This is a genomic window from Nocardia cyriacigeorgica (assembly GCF_029868385.1).
Classification (GTDB): Bacteria; Actinomycetota; Actinomycetes; order Mycobacteriales; family Mycobacteriaceae; genus Nocardia; species Nocardia cyriacigeorgica_F.
Window position 1 is genome coordinate 1 of record NZ_JARWNX010000027.1, and the last position, 17,293, is coordinate 17,293.

Here is a 17,293-nt window from a genome sequence, read left to right on the forward strand (position 1 = left end):
GAAGAGGGGGTGTTCGGTGTCGAAGGGTTGGGGGTGGTGTTCGGGGGAGGCGTTGGTGATGGTGTCGTGCCACCACAGGTCGCGGCCCTCGGTCCAGGGGACTTCGGTGTTGGTGCGGCGCACCACCAGCACATGCTCGACGCTGTGCGGCACATCGCCGTGGGCGTAGAGCGCCTCGTCCACGGCCTCCTTCAGCGGGGCGGGCTTACCGCGGCGCCACTGTCCGTCGGTGGTGATGACCAGCCGGGCGCGCGCGTCGTCGACCCGCTGCCGCAGTGCGGACGGGGAGAATCCGGCGAACACCACCGAATGGGTGAGCCCGAGCCGGGCGCAGGCGAGCATCGCCACGATGGCTTCCGGCACCATCGGCATATAGATGGCGACCCGGTCACCGGCTTCGAGGCCGAGTTCGGTGAAGTAGTTGGCCGCGCGGCTCACCTCGGCGAGGAGTTCGCGGTAGGTGATGGCGCGGGAGTCGCCGGGTTCGCCTTCCCAGTGGATGGCGACCTGGTCGCCGTGGCCGTCGAGGACGTGCCGGTCGACGCAGTTGTAGGCCACATTGAGCTTGCCGTCGACGAACCAGCGGGCGACCGGCGCGTCCGACCAGTCCAGCACCTGGGACCACGGCTCGTGCCAGTGCAGACGGCGGGCCTGCTCGGCCCAGAACCCCTCGCGGTCGGCTTCGGCGCGCCGGTAGATCTCGGCGTCGGCGTTCGCGGCGGCGGCGAATGCCGCGCTCGGCGGGTACGAGTCCTGGTGATCGGCGGTGGTTTCGGTCATCTCGTCACTTCCTTCACATCACCTGCGCATGCGGCCGTTTTCGACAGTAGTCAACTGTGACCCACGCCGCTGCGACTGTCTCCATCTGGTGGTCGGGGGATACCGCGGACACGATTTCCGCGCGGTCGACTGACAAACCGGTGCTCCGGTGGATATCGTCGGCTCCTGATCGGTGCTGCCGGACCCGGCCTTCGCCTGCCGCGGCGTTCGGGCGACGACGATGATTCGGGGGTGCACATGCGGCGTACGCGGATTCGTTCCTGGCTCGCGGCACTGCTGCTTGCCCTGCTGTGTGCCGCGAGTCTGCCCGGCTGCTCCCTCACTCCGGCGCTCGGCGAATCCATCGCGGTCAACGGCTCCGAACCGCAGAATCCGCTGATCCCCTCGAACACCAATGAGAACGGCGGCGGCCGCGTCGTCGACCGGCTCTTTGCCGGATTGCGCCGGATCGACGCCGCGGGCGGCCTGCACGACGAGGTTGCCCAATCCATCGAGACCACCGATCAGCAGCACTATCTGATCCGCCTGAAACCGGGCTGGACCTTCACCGACGGCTCACCGGTCACCGCGCACTCATTCGTCGACGCCTGGAATTTCGGCGCCCTCATCACCAACGCGCAGTTGCAGAGCTACACCTACGAACCGATCATCGGCTTCGATGATGTACAGGCCGATCCGCCACGCGCGCAGACGATGTCGGGTCTGCGGGTGCTCGACGACCTCACGTTCACCGTCGATCTGAAGGCACCGACCATCGACTTCCGCACCCGGCTGGCGTACGCGCCGTTCTATCCGCTGCCGGAGGTGGCGTTCGAGGATATGGCCGCATTCGGTCAGCGGCCCGTCGGCAACGGGCCGTACCGGTTCGCCGACGGTGACGCCTGGCAGCACGATGTGAAGCTCGACCTGGTGCCCAACGAGACCTACCGCGGCGAGCGTCCGGCCCGCAACAAGGGCCTGACCTTCGTGTTCTACTCCAACTACGATGCCGCCTACTCGGATCTGCTCGCCGGTAACCTCGATGTGCTCGATACCGTCCCGGCCAGCGCCTTGACCGTCGTGGACGACGATCTGGGCGAGCGTGCCGTATCCGCGCCGACCGCGCAGAACCAGTGGATCGGCACCCAGCCCGGTCTGCCGCATTTCGACGGCGAGGAGGGCAGGCTACGCCGATACGCCATCTCGATGGCGATCCAGCGCGACCGCATCGGCGACAAGATCTTCCGCGGCACCCGGGTACCGGCCCGCGACTACACCTCCCGCGTGCTGCCGGGCTACAACCCGGATCTGCCCGGTTCCGAAGTCCTCGACTACAACCCCGACGAGGCCAGAAGGCTGTGGGCGCAGGCCGATGAGATCTCGCCGTGGAGCGGGCGTTTCGAGATCGCCTACAACGCCGACGGCGGCCATCAGTCCTGGGTCGACGCGGTCGCCAACAGCATCAAGAACACCCTCGGTATCGAGGCTGTCGGCGCCGCCTACCCCACCTTCAAACAGCTGCGTGATCAGATCACCTCGCACACCATCGGTAAGGCCTTCCGGTCCGGCTGGCAGGGCGACTATCCGACCATGCTGCAATTCCTCGAGCCGGGCTTCCTGAGCAACTCGGCCACCAACGACTTCGATTACGACAACCCCGAATTCGACGCCCTGATCGCCGCGGCCGAGGCGGCGCCGACCGAGGAACAGTCCTGGCAGCTGGTCGGGCAGGCCCAGCAGGTGCTGCTGCGCGATCTGCCCACCATTCCCGTCTTCGACTATGTGAACTCCGCCGGGTACTCCGAGCGCGTCCGCAATGTCACCTTCGCCTGGAACGGTCTGGCGGACTTCGAGAACATCGAACTGCGCTGAGCCGCCGGACAGTGAGGAGAGCCCATGGCCTGGTACATCGTGCGGCGGCTGTTGCAGATGATTCCGGTGTTCTTCGGCGCCACCCTGCTCATCTACTTTCTGATCTACAAGGTCTCGGGTGGATCGGTGGCCGCGCTCGCCGGTGACCGCACGCTGACGCCGGCGCTGGAAGCCCAATTGCAGGCCCGCTACCACCTCGACCAGCCGTTCATCGTGCAGTACCTGTACTACCTGAAGGGCATCTTCACCTTCGATCTCGGCACCTCCTACTCCGGCCGCCCGGTCAGCGAGGAACTCGCGCGCGCCTTCCCGATCACCTTCCGGCTCGCGCTGCTCGCGGTGTTGTTCGAGACGGTGTTCGGTGTGTTCTTCGGTGTCATCGCCGGGTTACGCAAGGGCAGGCTGTTCGATTCGACGATGCTGGTGGCGAGCCTGATCGTCATCGCGGTGCCGGTATTCGTACTCGCCTTCCTCGCGCAGTACCTGTTCGGGATCGAATGGGGGATAGCGCCGGTGACGGTCGGTGCGGACGCCAGTTTCGCCCGGCTGATCGTGCCCGCGATGGTGCTCGGCGCGCTGTCGTTCGCCTACGTCCTGCGCCTGACCCGCAGTTCGGTGGCCGAGAACCGGGATGCCGACTATGTGCGCACAGCCACCGCCAAAGGCCTGCCGCGCCGCCGCGTCGTCGGCGTCCACATCCTGCGCAATTCGCTGATCCCGGTGGTCACCTTCATCGGGGCCGATCTCGGTGCGCTGATGGGTGGTGCCATCGTGACCGAGGGCATCTTCAATATCCCCGGCGTCGGCGGCACGCTCTACCAGGCGGTCGTCCGTGGTGAGGCGCCTACCGTCGTCTCCTTCGTGACCGTGCTGATCGTGGTGTTCCTGCTCGCCAACCTGATCGTCGATCTGCTGTACGCGGCCCTCGATCCGCGGATCCGCTACGCGTGAGAAGGGAGTGTGCGCATGTCCGATGAGGGTTCCCCAGTGCGGCCGGGGCAGCAGCGCTGGGTGGCGCCGGCCGACGCGGTCGAGGTCGATGCGGTGGACCGAGTGCGCGTCGCAGGGACGCCGCGCGGATTCTGGGGCGAGGCGTGGCAGGGGTTGCGGCGCAATCCGCTGTTCCTCGGCGCGGTCGCGCTGATCGTGCTGGTAGTGCTGCTCGCAATGTTTCCCGGGCTGTTCACCGATCAGGACCCGCGCTACTGCGTGGTCGACAACAGCCTGCTGCCACCCAGCTCACAGCATTGGTTCGGCTTCGATCTCCAGGGCTGCGACATCTACGCGCGCACCGTCTACGGGGCGCGGGCATCGGTGCTGACCGGAGTTGGCGCATCGCTGCTGTTCGTATCGATCGGCGCGACGCTCGGCGCGCTGGCCGGTTTCTACGGTGGGCCGCTCGATTCGATCATCTCCCGGATCTCGGAGATCGTGTACGCGATTCCGCTGATGCTGGCCGCCATCGTCGTCATGCAGCTGTCGCAGCATCGGACGATCTGGCTGGTGATCGTCATCCTGGCCGGGTTCACCTGGCCGCAGGTGGCGCGGATCGCGCGTGGTGCCGTGATCGCGGCGAAGAACAGCGAATATGTGCTGGCGGCAAGGGCATTGGGGGTGTCACGGTTGCGGATCCTGCTGCGCCATGTACTGCCGAACTCGCTGGGCCCGGTGATCGTGGTGACCACCATCTGGCTCGGTGTCTTCATCGTCACCGAGGCCACCCTGTCGTTCCTCGGCGTCGGGTTACCGCCGACCGAAGTGTCCTGGGGCGCCGATATCGCGACCGGCCAGCAGCAGCTGCGCGGCGGCTCGCTCATCCTGTTCTATCCGGCGACGGCGCTCGCGGTGACCGTCCTCAGCTTCATCATGCTCGGCGACGCGCTCAGCGACGCCCTCGATCCGAAATCGCGCAGGAGGCGAGCGTGAGCGGCGAACCCGAGACCGGCGCGCTGACACCGCTGCTGGAGATTCGTGATCTGCGTGTGGCGTTCGGTTCCGGTGACGACCGGGTAGACGCCGTGCGCGGAGTCGACCTGACGGTCTATCCCGGCCAGACCGTGGCGGTCGTCGGCGAATCCGGTTCCGGTAAATCGACCACCGCGCACGCGGTGATCGGGCTGCTCCCCAGCGGCGGCCGGGTGGTGTCCGGCCGGATCCGCTTCGGCGGCCGCGACCTGGCGAATGCCTCGGAATCCGAGCTGATCGCGGTGCGCGGCAATGGCATCGGGTTCGTGCCACAGGACCCGATGTCGAATCTGAACCCGGTGTGGAAGATCGGCTTCCAGATCCGTGAAACCCTGGAGGCCAACGGGATCGCGCGCGGCCGTGCGGCGCGCGAGCGTGCCGTCGAACTACTGCGCGAGGCGGGAATCCCGGACCCCGAGCACCGGATGAACCAGTATCCGCATGAGCTGTCCGGTGGTCTGCGTCAGCGCGCGTTGATCGCCATCGGTCTGTCCGGCCGCCCGGATCTGCTCATCGCCGATGAGCCGACCTCTGCGCTCGACGTCACCGTGCAGCGGCAGATCCTCGACCACATCGACGACCGCACCGCCCGGCTCGGCACCGCGATGCTGCTGATCACCCACGATCTCGGGGTGGCGGCCGAGCGGGCCGAACATCTGGTGGTGATGTATCGCGGGCGGGTCGTGGAGTCGGGTCCTGCGCTGGAGATCCTGCGCGATCCACAACACGAGTACACCAGGCGCCTCGTCGATTCGGCGCCCTCGCTGGCCGCCGGACGAGACTCGGTGGGCGCGACGCGCGCCCGGGTGCGGCGGCAGGCGATCGAGGTCGCCGAGGACACCGATACCGTCGAGACGGCCGTGGATCCGACCGCGGCCGAGGAGATCCTGGTCGTCGATCGGCTCACCAAGCGTTATCGGGTCCGCGGATCGGTGCCGTGGAAATCGACCGAACTGCTGGCCGCGGACGAGGTCACCTTCCGGATGCGGCGCGGCACCACCACCGCGATCGTCGGCGAATCGGGGTCGGGAAAATCCACGGTCGCGCAGATGGTGCTCGGGCTGCTCGAGCCGTCTTCGGGGACGGTGACCTTCGACGGTGCGGACGTCGCGCGCCTGAGCCGCACATCCGCGCTCAGGTTCCGGCGCCGGGTCCAGCCGATCTTCCAGAACCCTTACGGCTCGCTCGACCCCATGTACTCGATCCACCGCACCCTCACCGAACCGTTGCGCACCCACGGCATCGGCAACCGCGCCGAACGCGATGCCAGGGTCCGCGATCTGCTCGACAAGGTGGCGTTGCCCGCGCAGGTGCTCTCGCGTTATCCGAACGAGCTGTCCGGTGGTCAGCGTCAACGCGTCGCGATCGCTCGCGCACTCACCCTCGAACCGGAGCTCGTGGTCTGCGATGAGGCCGTCTCGGCGCTGGACGTGCTGGTCCAGGCGCAGATCCTGGATCTGCTCAACGATCTCCAGGCCGAGCTCGGGCTGTCGTACCTGTTCATCACCCACGATCTGGCCGTGGTGCGTCAGATCGCCGACGAGGTCGTGGTCATGCGGGCCGGCCGGGTGGTCGAAGCCGCGACCACCGACGCCGTCTTCGGCGATCCGCGCGAGGACTACACCCGCAGGCTGCTCGACGCCATCCCCGGCCGGGACCTGCTGATCGGCTGACCGGTGCGGCGGCAGTAGCCTCGTATGCCGTGACCGATCCGCTGCAACCCCTCGTCGATCTGCCCGGTGTGCGCGATGCCGCCGACAAGGCCCGCGATGCGCTCGCCGCGGTCCATCGGCACAAGAGCAACCGTCGCGGCTGGCCGACCACCGCGGCCGAGGCCGCGGTGCGCGCCGCTCGGTCGTCGGCGGCGATCGACGGCGGCAGTGTGGAGCTGCCCGCCGACGGCAACGTCACCGATCCGATCCTGGCGGGATCGCTGCGGGTGGGGCAGGCTCTCGACGGCGATGCGCTGCGAAATCTGGTCGGTACCTGGCAACGGGCGCCCTTGCAGGCGCTGGCCCGGCTGCACCTGCTGGCCGCGGCCGACCTGGTCGCCGATGAGGCCGAACTCGGCAGGCCGCGCAGCGACGGCGGGGTGGCGCAGCGGTTGGATCTACTCGCGCAGACCGTGCTCGGATCGTCGGCGCCCGCACCGGTGATCGCCGCGGTGGTACACGGTGAGCTGTTGACGCTGCGGCCGTTCGGTACGGCCGACGGGATCGTCGCGCGGGCCGCGTCGCGGTTGGTCGCGGTGTCGAGTGGGCTGGACCCGCACAGCCTCGGTGTGCCCGAGGTGTTCTGGCTGCGCAGGCGGCAGGCCTACCTCGATGGCGCGGCGGCGTTCGGATCGGGGACGGCCGAGGCAGTCGGCGGCTGGGTGATCCTGTGCTGCGGCGCGCTGGAGGACGGCGCGCGAGAGGCGACGTCGATCGCCGACGCCGCCTCTGCTTGAGGGGAGCTTCTAGGGGATGTAGGGACCGGGTGGACATATCGAAGCGGGCGGCGTTGTCGTCACCGACCTCACCGCCCGCGAGCACGGATCACCTGGTTACCAAGCGTGCTGAGTGGGTTGTGTTCTTCGGCCTCGGCGATTGATCCGAATCCACCGCGGCTCATCCCCGCAATTATGCGAGGCGCTCGCCGTCGGCAGCTCGAATGTCGCAGGCCCACAACGCTTTTGCCCTTGTCGCGGCGCGCTCCGCGTGGGTGCCTGGCGTCCGTGCTGGGAAGGGTGGGATGGGGGGCTGAGCCTTCTCTTCCGACTCCGTCCTGGCCTTCCGTCCTTCCGTGCCTTCATTTCTACACTGTGATCGCACTCACAGCAAGGGGTCGGAAAACATCGAATTATCGGCGTGTCTTCCGGTATTTCGTGTTTAAATCCCAGGTCGCGGCACACTTCGCGATCTTGTACGACCGTACCGGCCAATGCCTGGCGCACGGTCGCCGAAACCCCCCCGGCGCATCCGCGATCGGCGGTCCTCGTCAGTCGCGTCGGCGCAGCAGCCGATAGCTGATCGCGCCCGCCACCACGGCGCTCAAACCCACCGCGGCCGTGGCAGCCATAGTGGTCGAGGACGGGGCCTGGAACCGGGACCACAGCGACACCGGGTTGGAGAAGGTGAGCACCGGCCAGCTCCGGGCGACGGCCTCGCGGCGCAGCGCGCGATCGGGATTCACCGCCGTCGGATGTCCGATCGCGGCGAGCATCGGCAGATCGGTGATCGAATCCGAATACGCGTAGCACCGCGACAGGTCGTAACCCTCGGCGGACGAAAGCTTTTCGATCGCGGCGACCTTGCCCTCGCCGTAACAGTAGAACTCGACCTCGCCGGTGTACTTCCCGTCCTCGACGACCATCCTGGTGGCCGCGGTGTGGTCGGCGCCGAGCGCTTCGGCGATGGGCGCGACGATCTCCTCGCCGGAGGCCGAGACGATCACCACATCGTGCCCGCGGATCTTGTGATCGGCGATCAGATCGGCCGCCTCGGCGTAGACGAGCGGATCGACCAACTCGTGCAGCGTCTCGGCCACAATGGATTTCACCTGTTCGACATCCCAGCCGGCGCACATGCTGGTCAGATGGGCGCGCATGCGCTCCATCTGATCGTGATCGGCACCGGAGAGCAGGAACATGAAATGCGCGTAGCTGCTCTCCAGCACCGCGCGCCGGTTCAACAGGCCCTGAGCGAAGAACGGTTTGCTGAACACATAGGTGCTCGACTTCGCGATCACGGTCTTGTCGAGGTCGAAGAATGCTGCCACGCGACCGGCCCGCTCGGCGCCGTCGTGCGGATGTCCTGGCTGCTCGCCGTTGCCCGTCACGGGTCAAGGATATGCGCTGTCGCGCCCGGCGCCACGAGCCCGTGGGGGCCGAATCCGGTCCGCGAAACTTCTTCAACATTGGACTTGCGCTTTCGCCGCACCTTGGGTGTAGTATTGCTGGCACCTGGACATGTTCCAGGCGCGTTCAGCCCGACCCCCCGGGGCTGAACCCGACGGCCCCAGCCTCCTCCCCCCCCGGCTGGGGCCGTCCTCTATTTCGGGACAGGTCGGTTTCACCGCGCCGAGTACGGCGCTGACCAGCTGTTCATCGAAGTTGTCCACAGCAGGCGAGTTATCCACAATCGGCGGATCGGGTCTGTCGCACACCGCCGAACTCGGCGACGCTGACCTGCATGGACCTCGAAGCGACCGAACGGCCACCAGCCGCACCCGCGCTGGCGATCATTCGTGAACCAGGCCTACGCGACGAAGTCCGGCGCGTCGCGGCGGCCGCCGAACGGCAGGTGGAAGAACGCGATATGCCGCTCGGCCGCCATGCCTGGGCGAGCGCACCGCTGGTGATACTCGACACCGCCGCCGCGGTGGCGTGTGCGGAGGCCGGATATCTACGCCGCACCGGGGTCGTCACCGTCACCGACGGCGAGCCCGGCCTACTCGACTGGCAGGCCGCCGCCGCGATCGGCGCCGAACGCGTCATCGCGCTGCCGGGCGCGGCCGTCGGTCTCATCGAAACCTTCGCCGAACGTGGCGAACACCGCACCGGTGGCGGCGTCGTGGTGGCCGTCACCGGCGCCTGCGGCGGAGCGGGTGCCTCGGTACTGGCGGCGGCCATTGCTGTGCGCTCAGCCCACGCTGCCTTTCGCCCACACACCCTGCTGGTCGACGGCGCACCGCTCGGCGGCGGCCTCGACCTGCTGCTCGGCATCGAGAAGGCGCCGGGCCTGCGTTGGCCCGATCTCATCATCGAAGACGGCCGCGTCTCGGCCGCCGCGCTGCACAGCGCGCTACCGGCGGCCGCACCAGGGCTCGCGGTCCTGTCCTGCGGACGCGGCGTGGGTTCGCGCCCCGCGATCGGTGGCGGTGGTATGCACGCGGTGATCGAAGCAGGCCGTGGCGCAGGAGATCTCGTGGTCTGCGATGTCTCCACCGAACGCGGTCCGCAGGCCGATCAGATGCTCGACGCGGCCGATCTCGTCGTCCTCGTGGTCACCGCGGGTTTGCGCGCCGTCGCGGCCGCCGAAGCGGTATCCGCTCATATCGGTAGACGAAACCCCAACCGCGGACTGGTCGTTCGTGGTCCGGCGCCCGGTGGTCTCCGCGGCCCGGAAATCGCCGAAGTCCTCGATCTGCCGCTGCTGGCAGCCGTCCGAGCGCAGCCGGGACTTCCGGCGCGGCTGGAACGCGGCGGGCTGTCCGTCGGGCGCGGTCCGCTACGTGAGGCCGCCGATGCGGTTCTGCTGGTGCTGGGAGAGCCAGGGGAGGTCGTGAGATGAGTTGTGGAGCAGGCACTTCCGGTCGATCTGCTGGCGTGGGGGCGATCATCGGTGACGTGTCGTAGCCGCTACGGTCGCATGGTTGGTGGCCGTCGACGGGTTTGCTCGATGTCCGTAGCCGTCGAGCTGGGGTGGGACGTCGATATGGCGGACGCCGGGTTCGCGGCCCGTGCGAGTGGACCGCGACGTGGGGGCGGATGGGTAGGTGCCGGAAGGGCGTGCCATCGGCGCAGAGCACCTCCGTACCGAGAGCTGGAGGGGGATTGGGTGATTCGAAACGGATGGTCGAAGGAGGGGCGATGGTGGGGCTGGTGACAGCAGAGCTGCTGGACCGGGTGCGGGAGCGGTTGGCGGGTGCGGCGAGCGATCCTGATCCGGCCGAGGTGGCCGCCGCGATCCGGGTGGAAGCGGGCGGCGTGCTCGGTGATACCGATCTGTTGCGAGCGCTGCGGCTGTTGCAGACCGAGCTGACCGGCGCCGGCGTGCTCGAACCGCTATTGCACGACGCCAAGGTGGCCGACGTACTGGTCACCGCACCCGACGAGGTGTGGATCGACCGTGGTCACGGGCTGGAGAAGACCTCGATCACCTTCGCCGACGAGGCCGCCGTGCGTCGGCTGGCCCAGCGTCTGGCCTCGGCAGCGGGGCGACGGCTCGACGACGCGCAGCCCTGGGTGGATGGCACACTGCCCGGCCGGGGTGCGGTGCTCGGTGCCTCGTTCGGTGTGCGCTTGCACGCCGTCCTTGCTCCGGTGGCGCACGGCGGCACCTGTCTGTCACTTCGGGTGCTGCGCCCGGCGACTCAGGGTCTGGACGCACTGGCCGCGATGGGTGCGGTCCCCGGTCCCGCCAAAGAACTGCTGGAACGCATCGTCGCCGCACGGCTCGCGTTCCTGGTCGTCGGCGGCACCGGTGCGGGAAAAACGACCCTGCTGTCCGGGTTGCTGGCCACCGTTGCTCCCGCCGAACGCATCATCTGTGTGGAGGACGCGGCCGAACTCGCACCACCGCATCCGCATGTGGTCCGGCTCGTCGCCCGCACAGCCAATGTCGAAGGTGTCGGTCAGGTGACGGTGCGTGAGCTGGTCCGGCAGGCCCTGCGGATGCGGCCCGACCGGATCGTGGTCGGTGAGGTGCGCGGCGCCGAAGTCGTCGATCTGCTCACCGCTCTCAATACCGGCCACGACGGGGGAGCCGGCACCGTACACGCCAACTCGCCGGGCGAGGTCCCGGCCAGGTTGGAGGCGCTCGCCGCCCTCGGCGGTATGGACCGAGCGGCCCTGCACAGTCAACTTGCCGCCGCCGTGCAGGTGATTCTGCACGTCCACCGCCGCGCCGACGGTACCCGCGGTCTCCAGGAGATCGGTCTGGTTCGCCGCGATGACACCGGTCACGTCCGCATTGCCGCGGCCTGGCGTGCCGACGACGCACCTGTCCCCGCCTGGGCGGAACTGGCTCGTTTGTTGGATGAACGGCTCGGTCGATGATCGGCGCACTGGTCTGTCTCGTGCTCGCGCTGCTGGCGGCACCGATGGCGGTATCGAGGCGGCGGTTCGGCGCACTGTTCGGTGCCGTCGTGGTGGCGCGTAAGTCACATCGGGACATTGTCTTTCGGGTGGGCGCTGTCCTCGCGTGCGCGTGCGCGCTCATTCTCGGTATCGGCCCGCTGACGGCGGCTGTGATGCTCGCGGCGACGGTCGTGTTCCGCGGGCGGCGCAGTGGGCGCGACCGGCGCCACGTCACCGAATGTGGATATCTGCTCGACGCCCTCGAATCCGTCATCGGTGAGCTCCGGGTGGGCGCGCACCCGAGCGCCGCCGCCGACGCGGCCGCTCGTGATGCCAAAGGCATTGCGGCGCAGGCCTTCGCGGTCGGCGCGGCGCGCGGCCGACTCGGCGGGTCCGGTGCCGACGGGTTGAGCAGGCCGGATTCGGTGATCGCGGGGGAGCTGAACCGCGTCGCCGATGCATGGCGGGTCGCCGAACATCACGGTCTCGCCCTCGCGGAGCTGCTCGACGCCGCCCGCACCGATCTGATCGGCCGCATCCGTTTTCGCGGCCGTACGACCGCCGCCCTCGCCGGTGCGCGTGCGACGGCGACGGTACTTGCCGGATTGCCGCTGCTCGGTGTCGGCCTCGGCCAGCTCATGGGCGCAGCGCCATTGCACGTGCTGTTCGCGGAACCCGCGGGTGCCTTACTGCTCCCGCTCGGCACCGCACTGGCCTGTGCCGGACTGCTGTGGTCGGACGAGATCACTCGCAGGGTGCTGCTGTGAACCGGCCGGATGTCGCGAGGAAACAGGAGGTCGGCCATGGGATCGCCAGCCGGAATCGCAGCGGTGCTGCTTGCTGTCGCGGTGCTGCTGCTACCGGGACGGCTGGTCGTCACCCGTCGGTTGAATCCCGCCGAACAGCGGGGTGCGAAGCGGTGGCGTCCGAACTCTCGGCGTGGGCGGCGAGTCGACCCGTTGGCGGCCGCATCGGTGTTCGATCTGTTGGCCGCCTGTCTACGTGCGGGTCAGCCGATCGCCGCGGCGGTGTACGCGGTCGTTCCCGGCGCACCGCCCGTGCTGGCCGAACCGCTGCGTCGGGCCGCCGATCTGCTGGCCCTCGGTGCCGATCCGGCGACCGCGTGGGAGCGCGCGGCCGAGGAGTCCACCGAGGCGTCCGGGGAGATCGAAGCGCTGGCGCGGCTGGCCCGACGGTCGGCGCGGTCGGGTTCCTCGCTCGCGGTGGCGGTGGGCGAACTCGCCGGGCAACGCCGTGCGGCGGTGGAGGACGCCGCGGCCGCGCGAGCCGAACGTGCCGGTGTGTTGATCGGCGGCCCGCTCGGGCTGTGCTTCCTGCCCGCGTTCATCTGCCTCGGCATCGTGCCGGTGATCATCGGCCTGGCCGGTCGAGTTCTCGGTGGCGGGCTGCTGTGAACACACCTGCGGGCTCGGTACCGGAAACGTTCCCGCGCGGACTCGCCGCACGGGCTCACAGGAGAGGGGAATCAGATGCGAATCGGCATCTCGGCGCCGAGCATGCTCCACGGAGTGTGCTCCAGGCAGATCGATCGAGCGCGCTCCATATATACAGAGGCGCGGACTCGGCTCCATCGCCTGATGATCGACGACCACGGTATGAGTACGGCCGAGTACGCCATCGGCACGATCGCCGCCGCGGCCTTCGGTGCGGTCCTGTACGCGGTGGTGACGGGCGACAGCATCGTCGACGCGCTGACGAAGATCATCGATCGTGCGCTGAACACGAATGTCTGACCGATCGGGGGCACCGTTGCGGTACACGGGTACTCGGTGACGACCGCGGCGCGGTGACGGTCGAGGCGGCGATTGCGCTTGCGGCGATCGTCGTCGCCGTCGTCCTGTGTATCGGCGCCCTCCTCGCGGCGTCGACCCAGATCCGTTGTGTCGACGCCGCCCGCGAGGCCGCCCGGCTCACGGCCCGAGGCGACGAGGCCAACGCGATCCCGGCCGCCCGCGCCGTCGCTCCGCCCGGCGCCCAGATCACCGTCCGTCGCGACGGGCCACGCATCCTGGCCACCGTGCAGGCGACGACGCCACTGCTCCCACTGCTGGAACTACATGCCGAAGCCGTCGCTGCTCCAGAACCGGGAGCGCAGCTGTGACCGCATTCGATGGAGCGCGGGAGATCGAGGCGGGGATTCGGCGGGCGCGAGGCGAGGCCGGCGGTGCGACCGTATTCGCCGCCTTGGCTCTGGCCGCCCTGCTCGGCTCGACGGTTCTGGTGGGGCAGGTCGGGGCGGGTGTCGTCGCTCGACATCGCGCGCAAGCGGCGGCCGATCTGGCGGCATTGGCCGCGGCGGGTGCATTGGTATACGGGGCGGCGGACGCATGTGCGGAAGGGGGTGAGATCGTGCGCCGGATGCGTATGACGATTCAGAAGTGCGAGGTGGCCGAGTGGGATGTGGTGGTAACCGTCGAGGGAAAAGTACCAATGGGTCTCCTGGGCGACCGAACAGTACGTGCGATGGCACGTGCGGGACCGGTGGAAGAAGGGGTATGACGACACCTCTGCCATTTGTTAACGGCCAGTATTTCCATTTCTTCGGCGCGAATTGATAAGACCCGACTGTTAATTCTCCGGGCCGGTGCGGAAAAGCGATGAATAGATCCGCATATGGATACATGAGAGGTCATGGCTATGCATCAGTTAACATGAGAACGATCCTTTTTAATCGGACAGACCTGGTGAGCGCGGGTTTGCGGTGGACGCCCGGGTTTCGCGCCCGCCACCACCGCCGGAGATGACCGGACGGTCACGCGCCGGGCGCGGCAGCATCACCGTTCGGGTGGGCCGCCGTCACCGGACCGTTCGCAGCTCGGCCAGCACCGCGGTCAGCAGCCGGGCCGCACCCGCCTTGTCCAGCGGACTGTTGCCATTACCGCACTTGGGCGACTGCACGCAGGACGGGCAGCCCGCCGTGCACATGCACGAGTCGATGGTGGCCAGCGTCGCCGACAACCAGCGATCCAGCTGGGCGAAACCGCGCTCGGCGAAGCCCGACCCACCGGGCTGACCGTCGTAGACGAACACGGTGGGCAGGCCGGTGTCCGGGTGCTCGGCAATGGATACGCCGCCGATGTCCCAGCGGTCGCAGGTCGCCACCAGCGGCAGCAGCCCGATGGCGGCGTGCTCGGCGGCGTGGAGTGCGCCGGGGATCCGCGGAGCGGCGATGCCCGCTCGGGCCAGCAGCTCCGGCGTCACGGTGTACAGCACGGCCTTGGTCGGCAGGGTCTGCGGGGGCAGATCGAGTTCGACCAGGTCGAGCACCTCGCCGGTGAGCAGCGTGCGTAGGTATCCGACCACCTGGCTCGTGACGTTCACCAGGGCCGATGCCGTGGTGACATCGCCGTACACGCGCTGCTCGATGATCGCGTCCACGGTGATGGAGGTGGTTCGGCGCGCGCTGGTCGTCCACCCCGGATCGCCGGGATGGACGAAGGCGACACCTGCGTCGAGGTCGAGTTCGTCCACCAGATACGTCTCACCCTGATGCAGGTGCACCGCGCCCGCGTGCAGCGTCGCCATCGCGCGTCCGGCGTCGGCGGTACCGAGCAGCCTGCCGGTTTCGCCGTCGACGATCGCCACGGGTGCGCCGATACCGCCGCGTACATCGACGGCGTCGTGCGGCTGGGTATCAGCCGTGACATGCCAGCGCGCGGTGTCGGCGCTGCCGTTCTCCCTACGCCGGATCAGCCCCCGGTCGGCGAGGTCGGTGAGCACCGGACCCGCGCCGAGTTCATCGGCTTCGCGCTGGGTGAGCGGTAGTTCGAGTGCCGCGCACAGCAGCTGTGGGCCGAGCACATAGGGGTTGCCTGGATCGGTGATGGTGGCCTCGACCGGCTTGTCCAGCAGCGCTTCGGGGTGATGGACCAGGTAGGTGTCGAGCGGATCGTCCCTGGCCACCAGCACTACCAGCGACCCCTGGGTTCGGCGGCCCGCTCGCCCGGCCTGTTGCCAGAACGACGCGACGGTGCCAGGGAAACCCGACATCACCACGGCGTCCAACCCGGCGATATCGACGCCGAGTTCGAGCGCGTTGGTGGTCGCGGCGGCCAGCAGTGTCCCGTCCGAGATCGCCGCCTCCAGCTCGCGCCGGTCCTCCGGCAGATATCCGCCGCGATAGGAGGCGACCCGTTCGACCAGGGCGGGATCCACCTCGGCGAGCAGTCGACGTGCCTCCATCGCGGCGACCTCGGCACCGCGCCGGGATCGGACGAAGGTGAGGGTGCGCGCGCCCTCGACCACCAGATCGGCCATGATCCGCGCGGCCTCCGAGGTCGCGGACCGGCGCACCGGCGCACCGTTCTCCCCGGTCACCGCGGTCAGCAGCGGCGGCTCCCACAGCGCGACGGTCCGCGCCCCACGCGGCGAACAATCCTCGGTCACCGCGAGGCACGGCGCACCGATCAGCCGTGACGCCGCATCGGCCGGATCGGCGGTGGTGGCCGAACACAGCACGAAGATCGGATCGGCGCCGTAGTGCGCGGCCAGCCGCCGCAACCTGCGCAGCACCAGTGCGACATGCGAACCGAAGACGCCCCGGTAGGCGTGGCATTCGTCGACCACCACGTAGCGCAACCTGCGCAGAACTCGTGCCCAGCGTCGATGCGAGCGCAACAGGCCGACGTGCAGCATGTCCGGGTTGGTGAAGATCCATCGAGCGTTGGCGCGCACCCACTGCCTGATCTCGCCGGGCGTATCGCCGTCATAGGTCGCGGCGTGGATATCGCGCAGGGGCCCGTCGTGGGTCAGTTCGCCGGCCACCCGCAGCTGATCGGCGCCGAGGGCCTTGGTCGGGGCGATATAGAGGGCCGTCGCGCGTGGATCGTCGAGCAGATCGTTCAATACCGGCAGCTGATATCCCAGCGACTTCCCGGAGGCGGTCCCGGTCGCGACAACGACATGCCGCCCACCCACCGCCGCTTCCGCTGTCGCGATCTGGTGTGACCACGGCGCGGTGATGCCGGTTCGACCCAGCGCCGCGACCACTTCCGGTCGCACCCATCCGGGCCAATCGGTAAGGGTGCCGGATCGGGCCGGGAGTTCGGCCACATGGGTCAGCCGAGAGTCCTCGTCGAGCCCGCGGATTTGGACACGATTCAGCAACGATCGCCCGTAGCTTTCGCCATTCGCGGCCGCCGTGCGGCCCGTCCGGTCTGCCGGATTCACGCGTTCTGCCCTCCGGCGTGTCGGGAAAGTGTGAAACGTGTGTGTCCGGCGAGCGTCACCTGCCATTTCGATACCCAATAGCGACCTGGGTCACAGCCTGGTAGCCAGATGCTCGCTCGGTTATCGAGAGGCAAACGTACCGGAAGTCTGGATTCCCCCAATGTGTCCCTCACCTGCGCATTCGCAAGATCAAGTTTTTTGCAAATTGTCGGTAACTCCGCTGTTGAATTGCCCAGAGACATGGTTCACTGGTTCCTGGTCGCAAGCTTCTGTGTTCGAGGGACGGATCCAAAGTCCAAACCGTCGGCAGGATCGATGTTGCGAACGGTGTGCTTGGTGCTTTCCTTGCAGGGGGAACCAACAGTACAGCGGTCGGAACGGGCCCGGTGGACGAACCCAGTTGTCCGCCGTTCCGGTAAGAAAAGAGAAGGAACAGAATGGCACAGGGAACTGTGAAGTGGTTCAACGCGGAGAAGGGGTTCGGCTTCATCGCGCCCGAGGACGGCTCCGCTGACGTCTTCGTCCACTACTCCGAGATTCAGGGGTCGGGCTTCCGTACCCTCGAGGAGAACCAGAAGGTCGAGTTCGAGGTTGGTCAGGGCACCAAGGGCCCGCAGGCCACCGGAGTTCGCGCGCTCAGCTGAGCTCGCATTCATCCACAGCTCGTCCCTCACCACCGGTAACGGCGGTGAGGGACGAGCTATATCTGGGGTAGGTTCGTTTCGT

The 17,293-nt window shown here is 68.2% G+C and carries 16 protein-coding genes; 13 read left to right on the forward strand and 3 right to left on the reverse strand.

All coding sequences use genetic code 11. From position 1 onward, the window contains the following. Positions 1 to 780: AMP-binding protein (locus QH168_RS05350; RefSeq protein WP_280233317.1), on the reverse strand; the 780-nt coding region annotated here is incomplete at its 3' end. Positions 781 to 1,017: 237 nt separating this feature from the next. Here QH168_RS05350 and QH168_RS05355 point away from each other — a divergent pair. From QH168_RS05355 to QH168_RS05375, 5 genes are read left to right on the forward strand one after another with little or no spacing between them, the layout of a single operon-like run. Then, positions 1,018 to 2,631, forward strand: a complete 1,614-nt coding sequence (locus QH168_RS05355) for a peptide ABC transporter substrate-binding protein (protein ID WP_280233318.1) — start codon at positions 1,018 to 1,020, stop codon at positions 2,629 to 2,631. A gap of 24 nt (positions 2,632 to 2,655) precedes the next feature. Then, positions 2,656 to 3,582: an ABC transporter permease gene (locus QH168_RS05360; protein WP_280233320.1), complete on the forward strand. Its 927-nt coding sequence runs from the start codon at positions 2,656 to 2,658 to the stop codon at positions 3,580 to 3,582. A gap of 15 nt (positions 3,583 to 3,597) precedes the next feature. After that, positions 3,598 to 4,557, forward strand: a complete 960-nt coding sequence (locus QH168_RS05365) for an ABC transporter permease (protein ID WP_280233321.1) — start codon at positions 3,598 to 3,600, stop codon at positions 4,555 to 4,557. Beyond that, on the forward strand, positions 4,554 to 6,269 hold the full coding sequence (locus QH168_RS05370) for an ABC transporter ATP-binding protein (protein WP_280233322.1): 1,716 nt from the start codon (positions 4,554 to 4,556) through the stop codon (positions 6,267 to 6,269). Before QH168_RS05365 ends, QH168_RS05370 begins: the two co-directional genes overlap by 4 nt. A 29-nt stretch (positions 6,270 to 6,298) precedes the next feature. Further along, positions 6,299 to 7,045: an oxidoreductase gene (locus tag QH168_RS05375; protein WP_280233323.1), complete on the forward strand. Its 747-nt coding sequence runs from the start codon at positions 6,299 to 6,301 to the stop codon at positions 7,043 to 7,045. 530 nt (positions 7,046 to 7,575) lie between these two features. Here the strand turns inward: QH168_RS05375 and QH168_RS05380 are convergent. Beyond that, a complete protein-coding gene (locus QH168_RS05380; RefSeq protein ID WP_432421036.1) occupies positions 7,576 to 8,415 on the reverse strand; it encodes an HAD-IB family hydrolase in 840 nt (279 codons plus the stop codon). Between the two features lie 353 nt (positions 8,416 to 8,768). Here QH168_RS05380 and ssd point away from each other — a divergent pair, with 353 nt between their 5' ends. The 7 genes from ssd (at position 8,769) to QH168_RS05415 (ending at position 13,897) form a co-directional block, all read left to right on the forward strand. Further along, the gene (gene ssd, locus QH168_RS05385; RefSeq protein ID WP_280233324.1) at positions 8,769 to 9,869 is read left to right on the forward strand and encodes a septum site-determining protein Ssd; all 1,101 of its coding nucleotides are present in this window, start codon (positions 8,769 to 8,771) and stop codon (positions 9,867 to 9,869) included. A gap of 299 nt (positions 9,870 to 10,168) precedes the next feature. Further along, positions 10,169 to 11,356: a TadA family conjugal transfer-associated ATPase gene (locus tag QH168_RS05390; protein ID WP_280233325.1), complete on the forward strand. Its 1,188-nt coding sequence runs from the start codon at positions 10,169 to 10,171 to the stop codon at positions 11,354 to 11,356. After that, on the forward strand, positions 11,353 to 12,144 hold the full coding sequence (locus QH168_RS05395) for a hypothetical protein (protein WP_280233326.1): 792 nt from the start codon (positions 11,353 to 11,355) through the stop codon (positions 12,142 to 12,144). The genes QH168_RS05390 and QH168_RS05395 overlap by 4 nt, the downstream gene beginning before the upstream one ends. 36 nt (positions 12,145 to 12,180) lie before the next feature. Further along, positions 12,181 to 12,792 carry a type II secretion system F family protein gene (locus QH168_RS05400; RefSeq protein WP_280233327.1) on the forward strand — a complete coding sequence of 204 codons (612 nt, stop codon included), beginning with the start codon at positions 12,181 to 12,183 and terminating at the stop codon, positions 12,790 to 12,792. Positions 12,793 to 12,894: 102 nt separating this feature from the next. Continuing rightward, positions 12,895 to 13,131: a DUF4244 domain-containing protein gene (locus tag QH168_RS05405; protein ID WP_280233415.1), complete on the forward strand. Its 237-nt coding sequence runs from the start codon at positions 12,895 to 12,897 to the stop codon at positions 13,129 to 13,131. A gap of 53 nt (positions 13,132 to 13,184) precedes the next feature. Next, entirely contained in the window at positions 13,185 to 13,499 is a 315-nt protein-coding gene (locus QH168_RS05410) for a TadE family type IV pilus minor pilin (protein ID WP_280233328.1), read from the forward strand. Beyond that, a complete protein-coding gene (locus QH168_RS05415; RefSeq protein WP_280233329.1) occupies positions 13,496 to 13,897 on the forward strand; it encodes an Rv3654c family TadE-like protein in 402 nt (133 codons plus the stop codon). Before QH168_RS05410 ends, QH168_RS05415 begins: the two co-directional genes overlap by 4 nt. A 297-nt stretch (positions 13,898 to 14,194) precedes the next feature. On the opposite strand, the gene QH168_RS05420 is transcribed toward QH168_RS05415, so the two are convergent. Continuing rightward, positions 14,195 to 16,504 carry a DEAD/DEAH box helicase gene (locus tag QH168_RS05420; protein WP_280233330.1) on the reverse strand — a complete coding sequence of 770 codons (2,310 nt, stop codon included), beginning with the start codon at positions 16,502 to 16,504 and terminating at the stop codon, positions 14,195 to 14,197. A gap of 500 nt (positions 16,505 to 17,004) precedes the next feature. On the opposite strand from QH168_RS05420, the gene QH168_RS05425 reads away from it, so the two are divergent. Next, entirely contained in the window at positions 17,005 to 17,211 is a 207-nt protein-coding gene (locus QH168_RS05425) for a cold-shock protein (protein ID WP_011206895.1), read from the forward strand. The last annotated feature ends 82 nt before the right edge of the window (positions 17,212 to 17,293 follow it).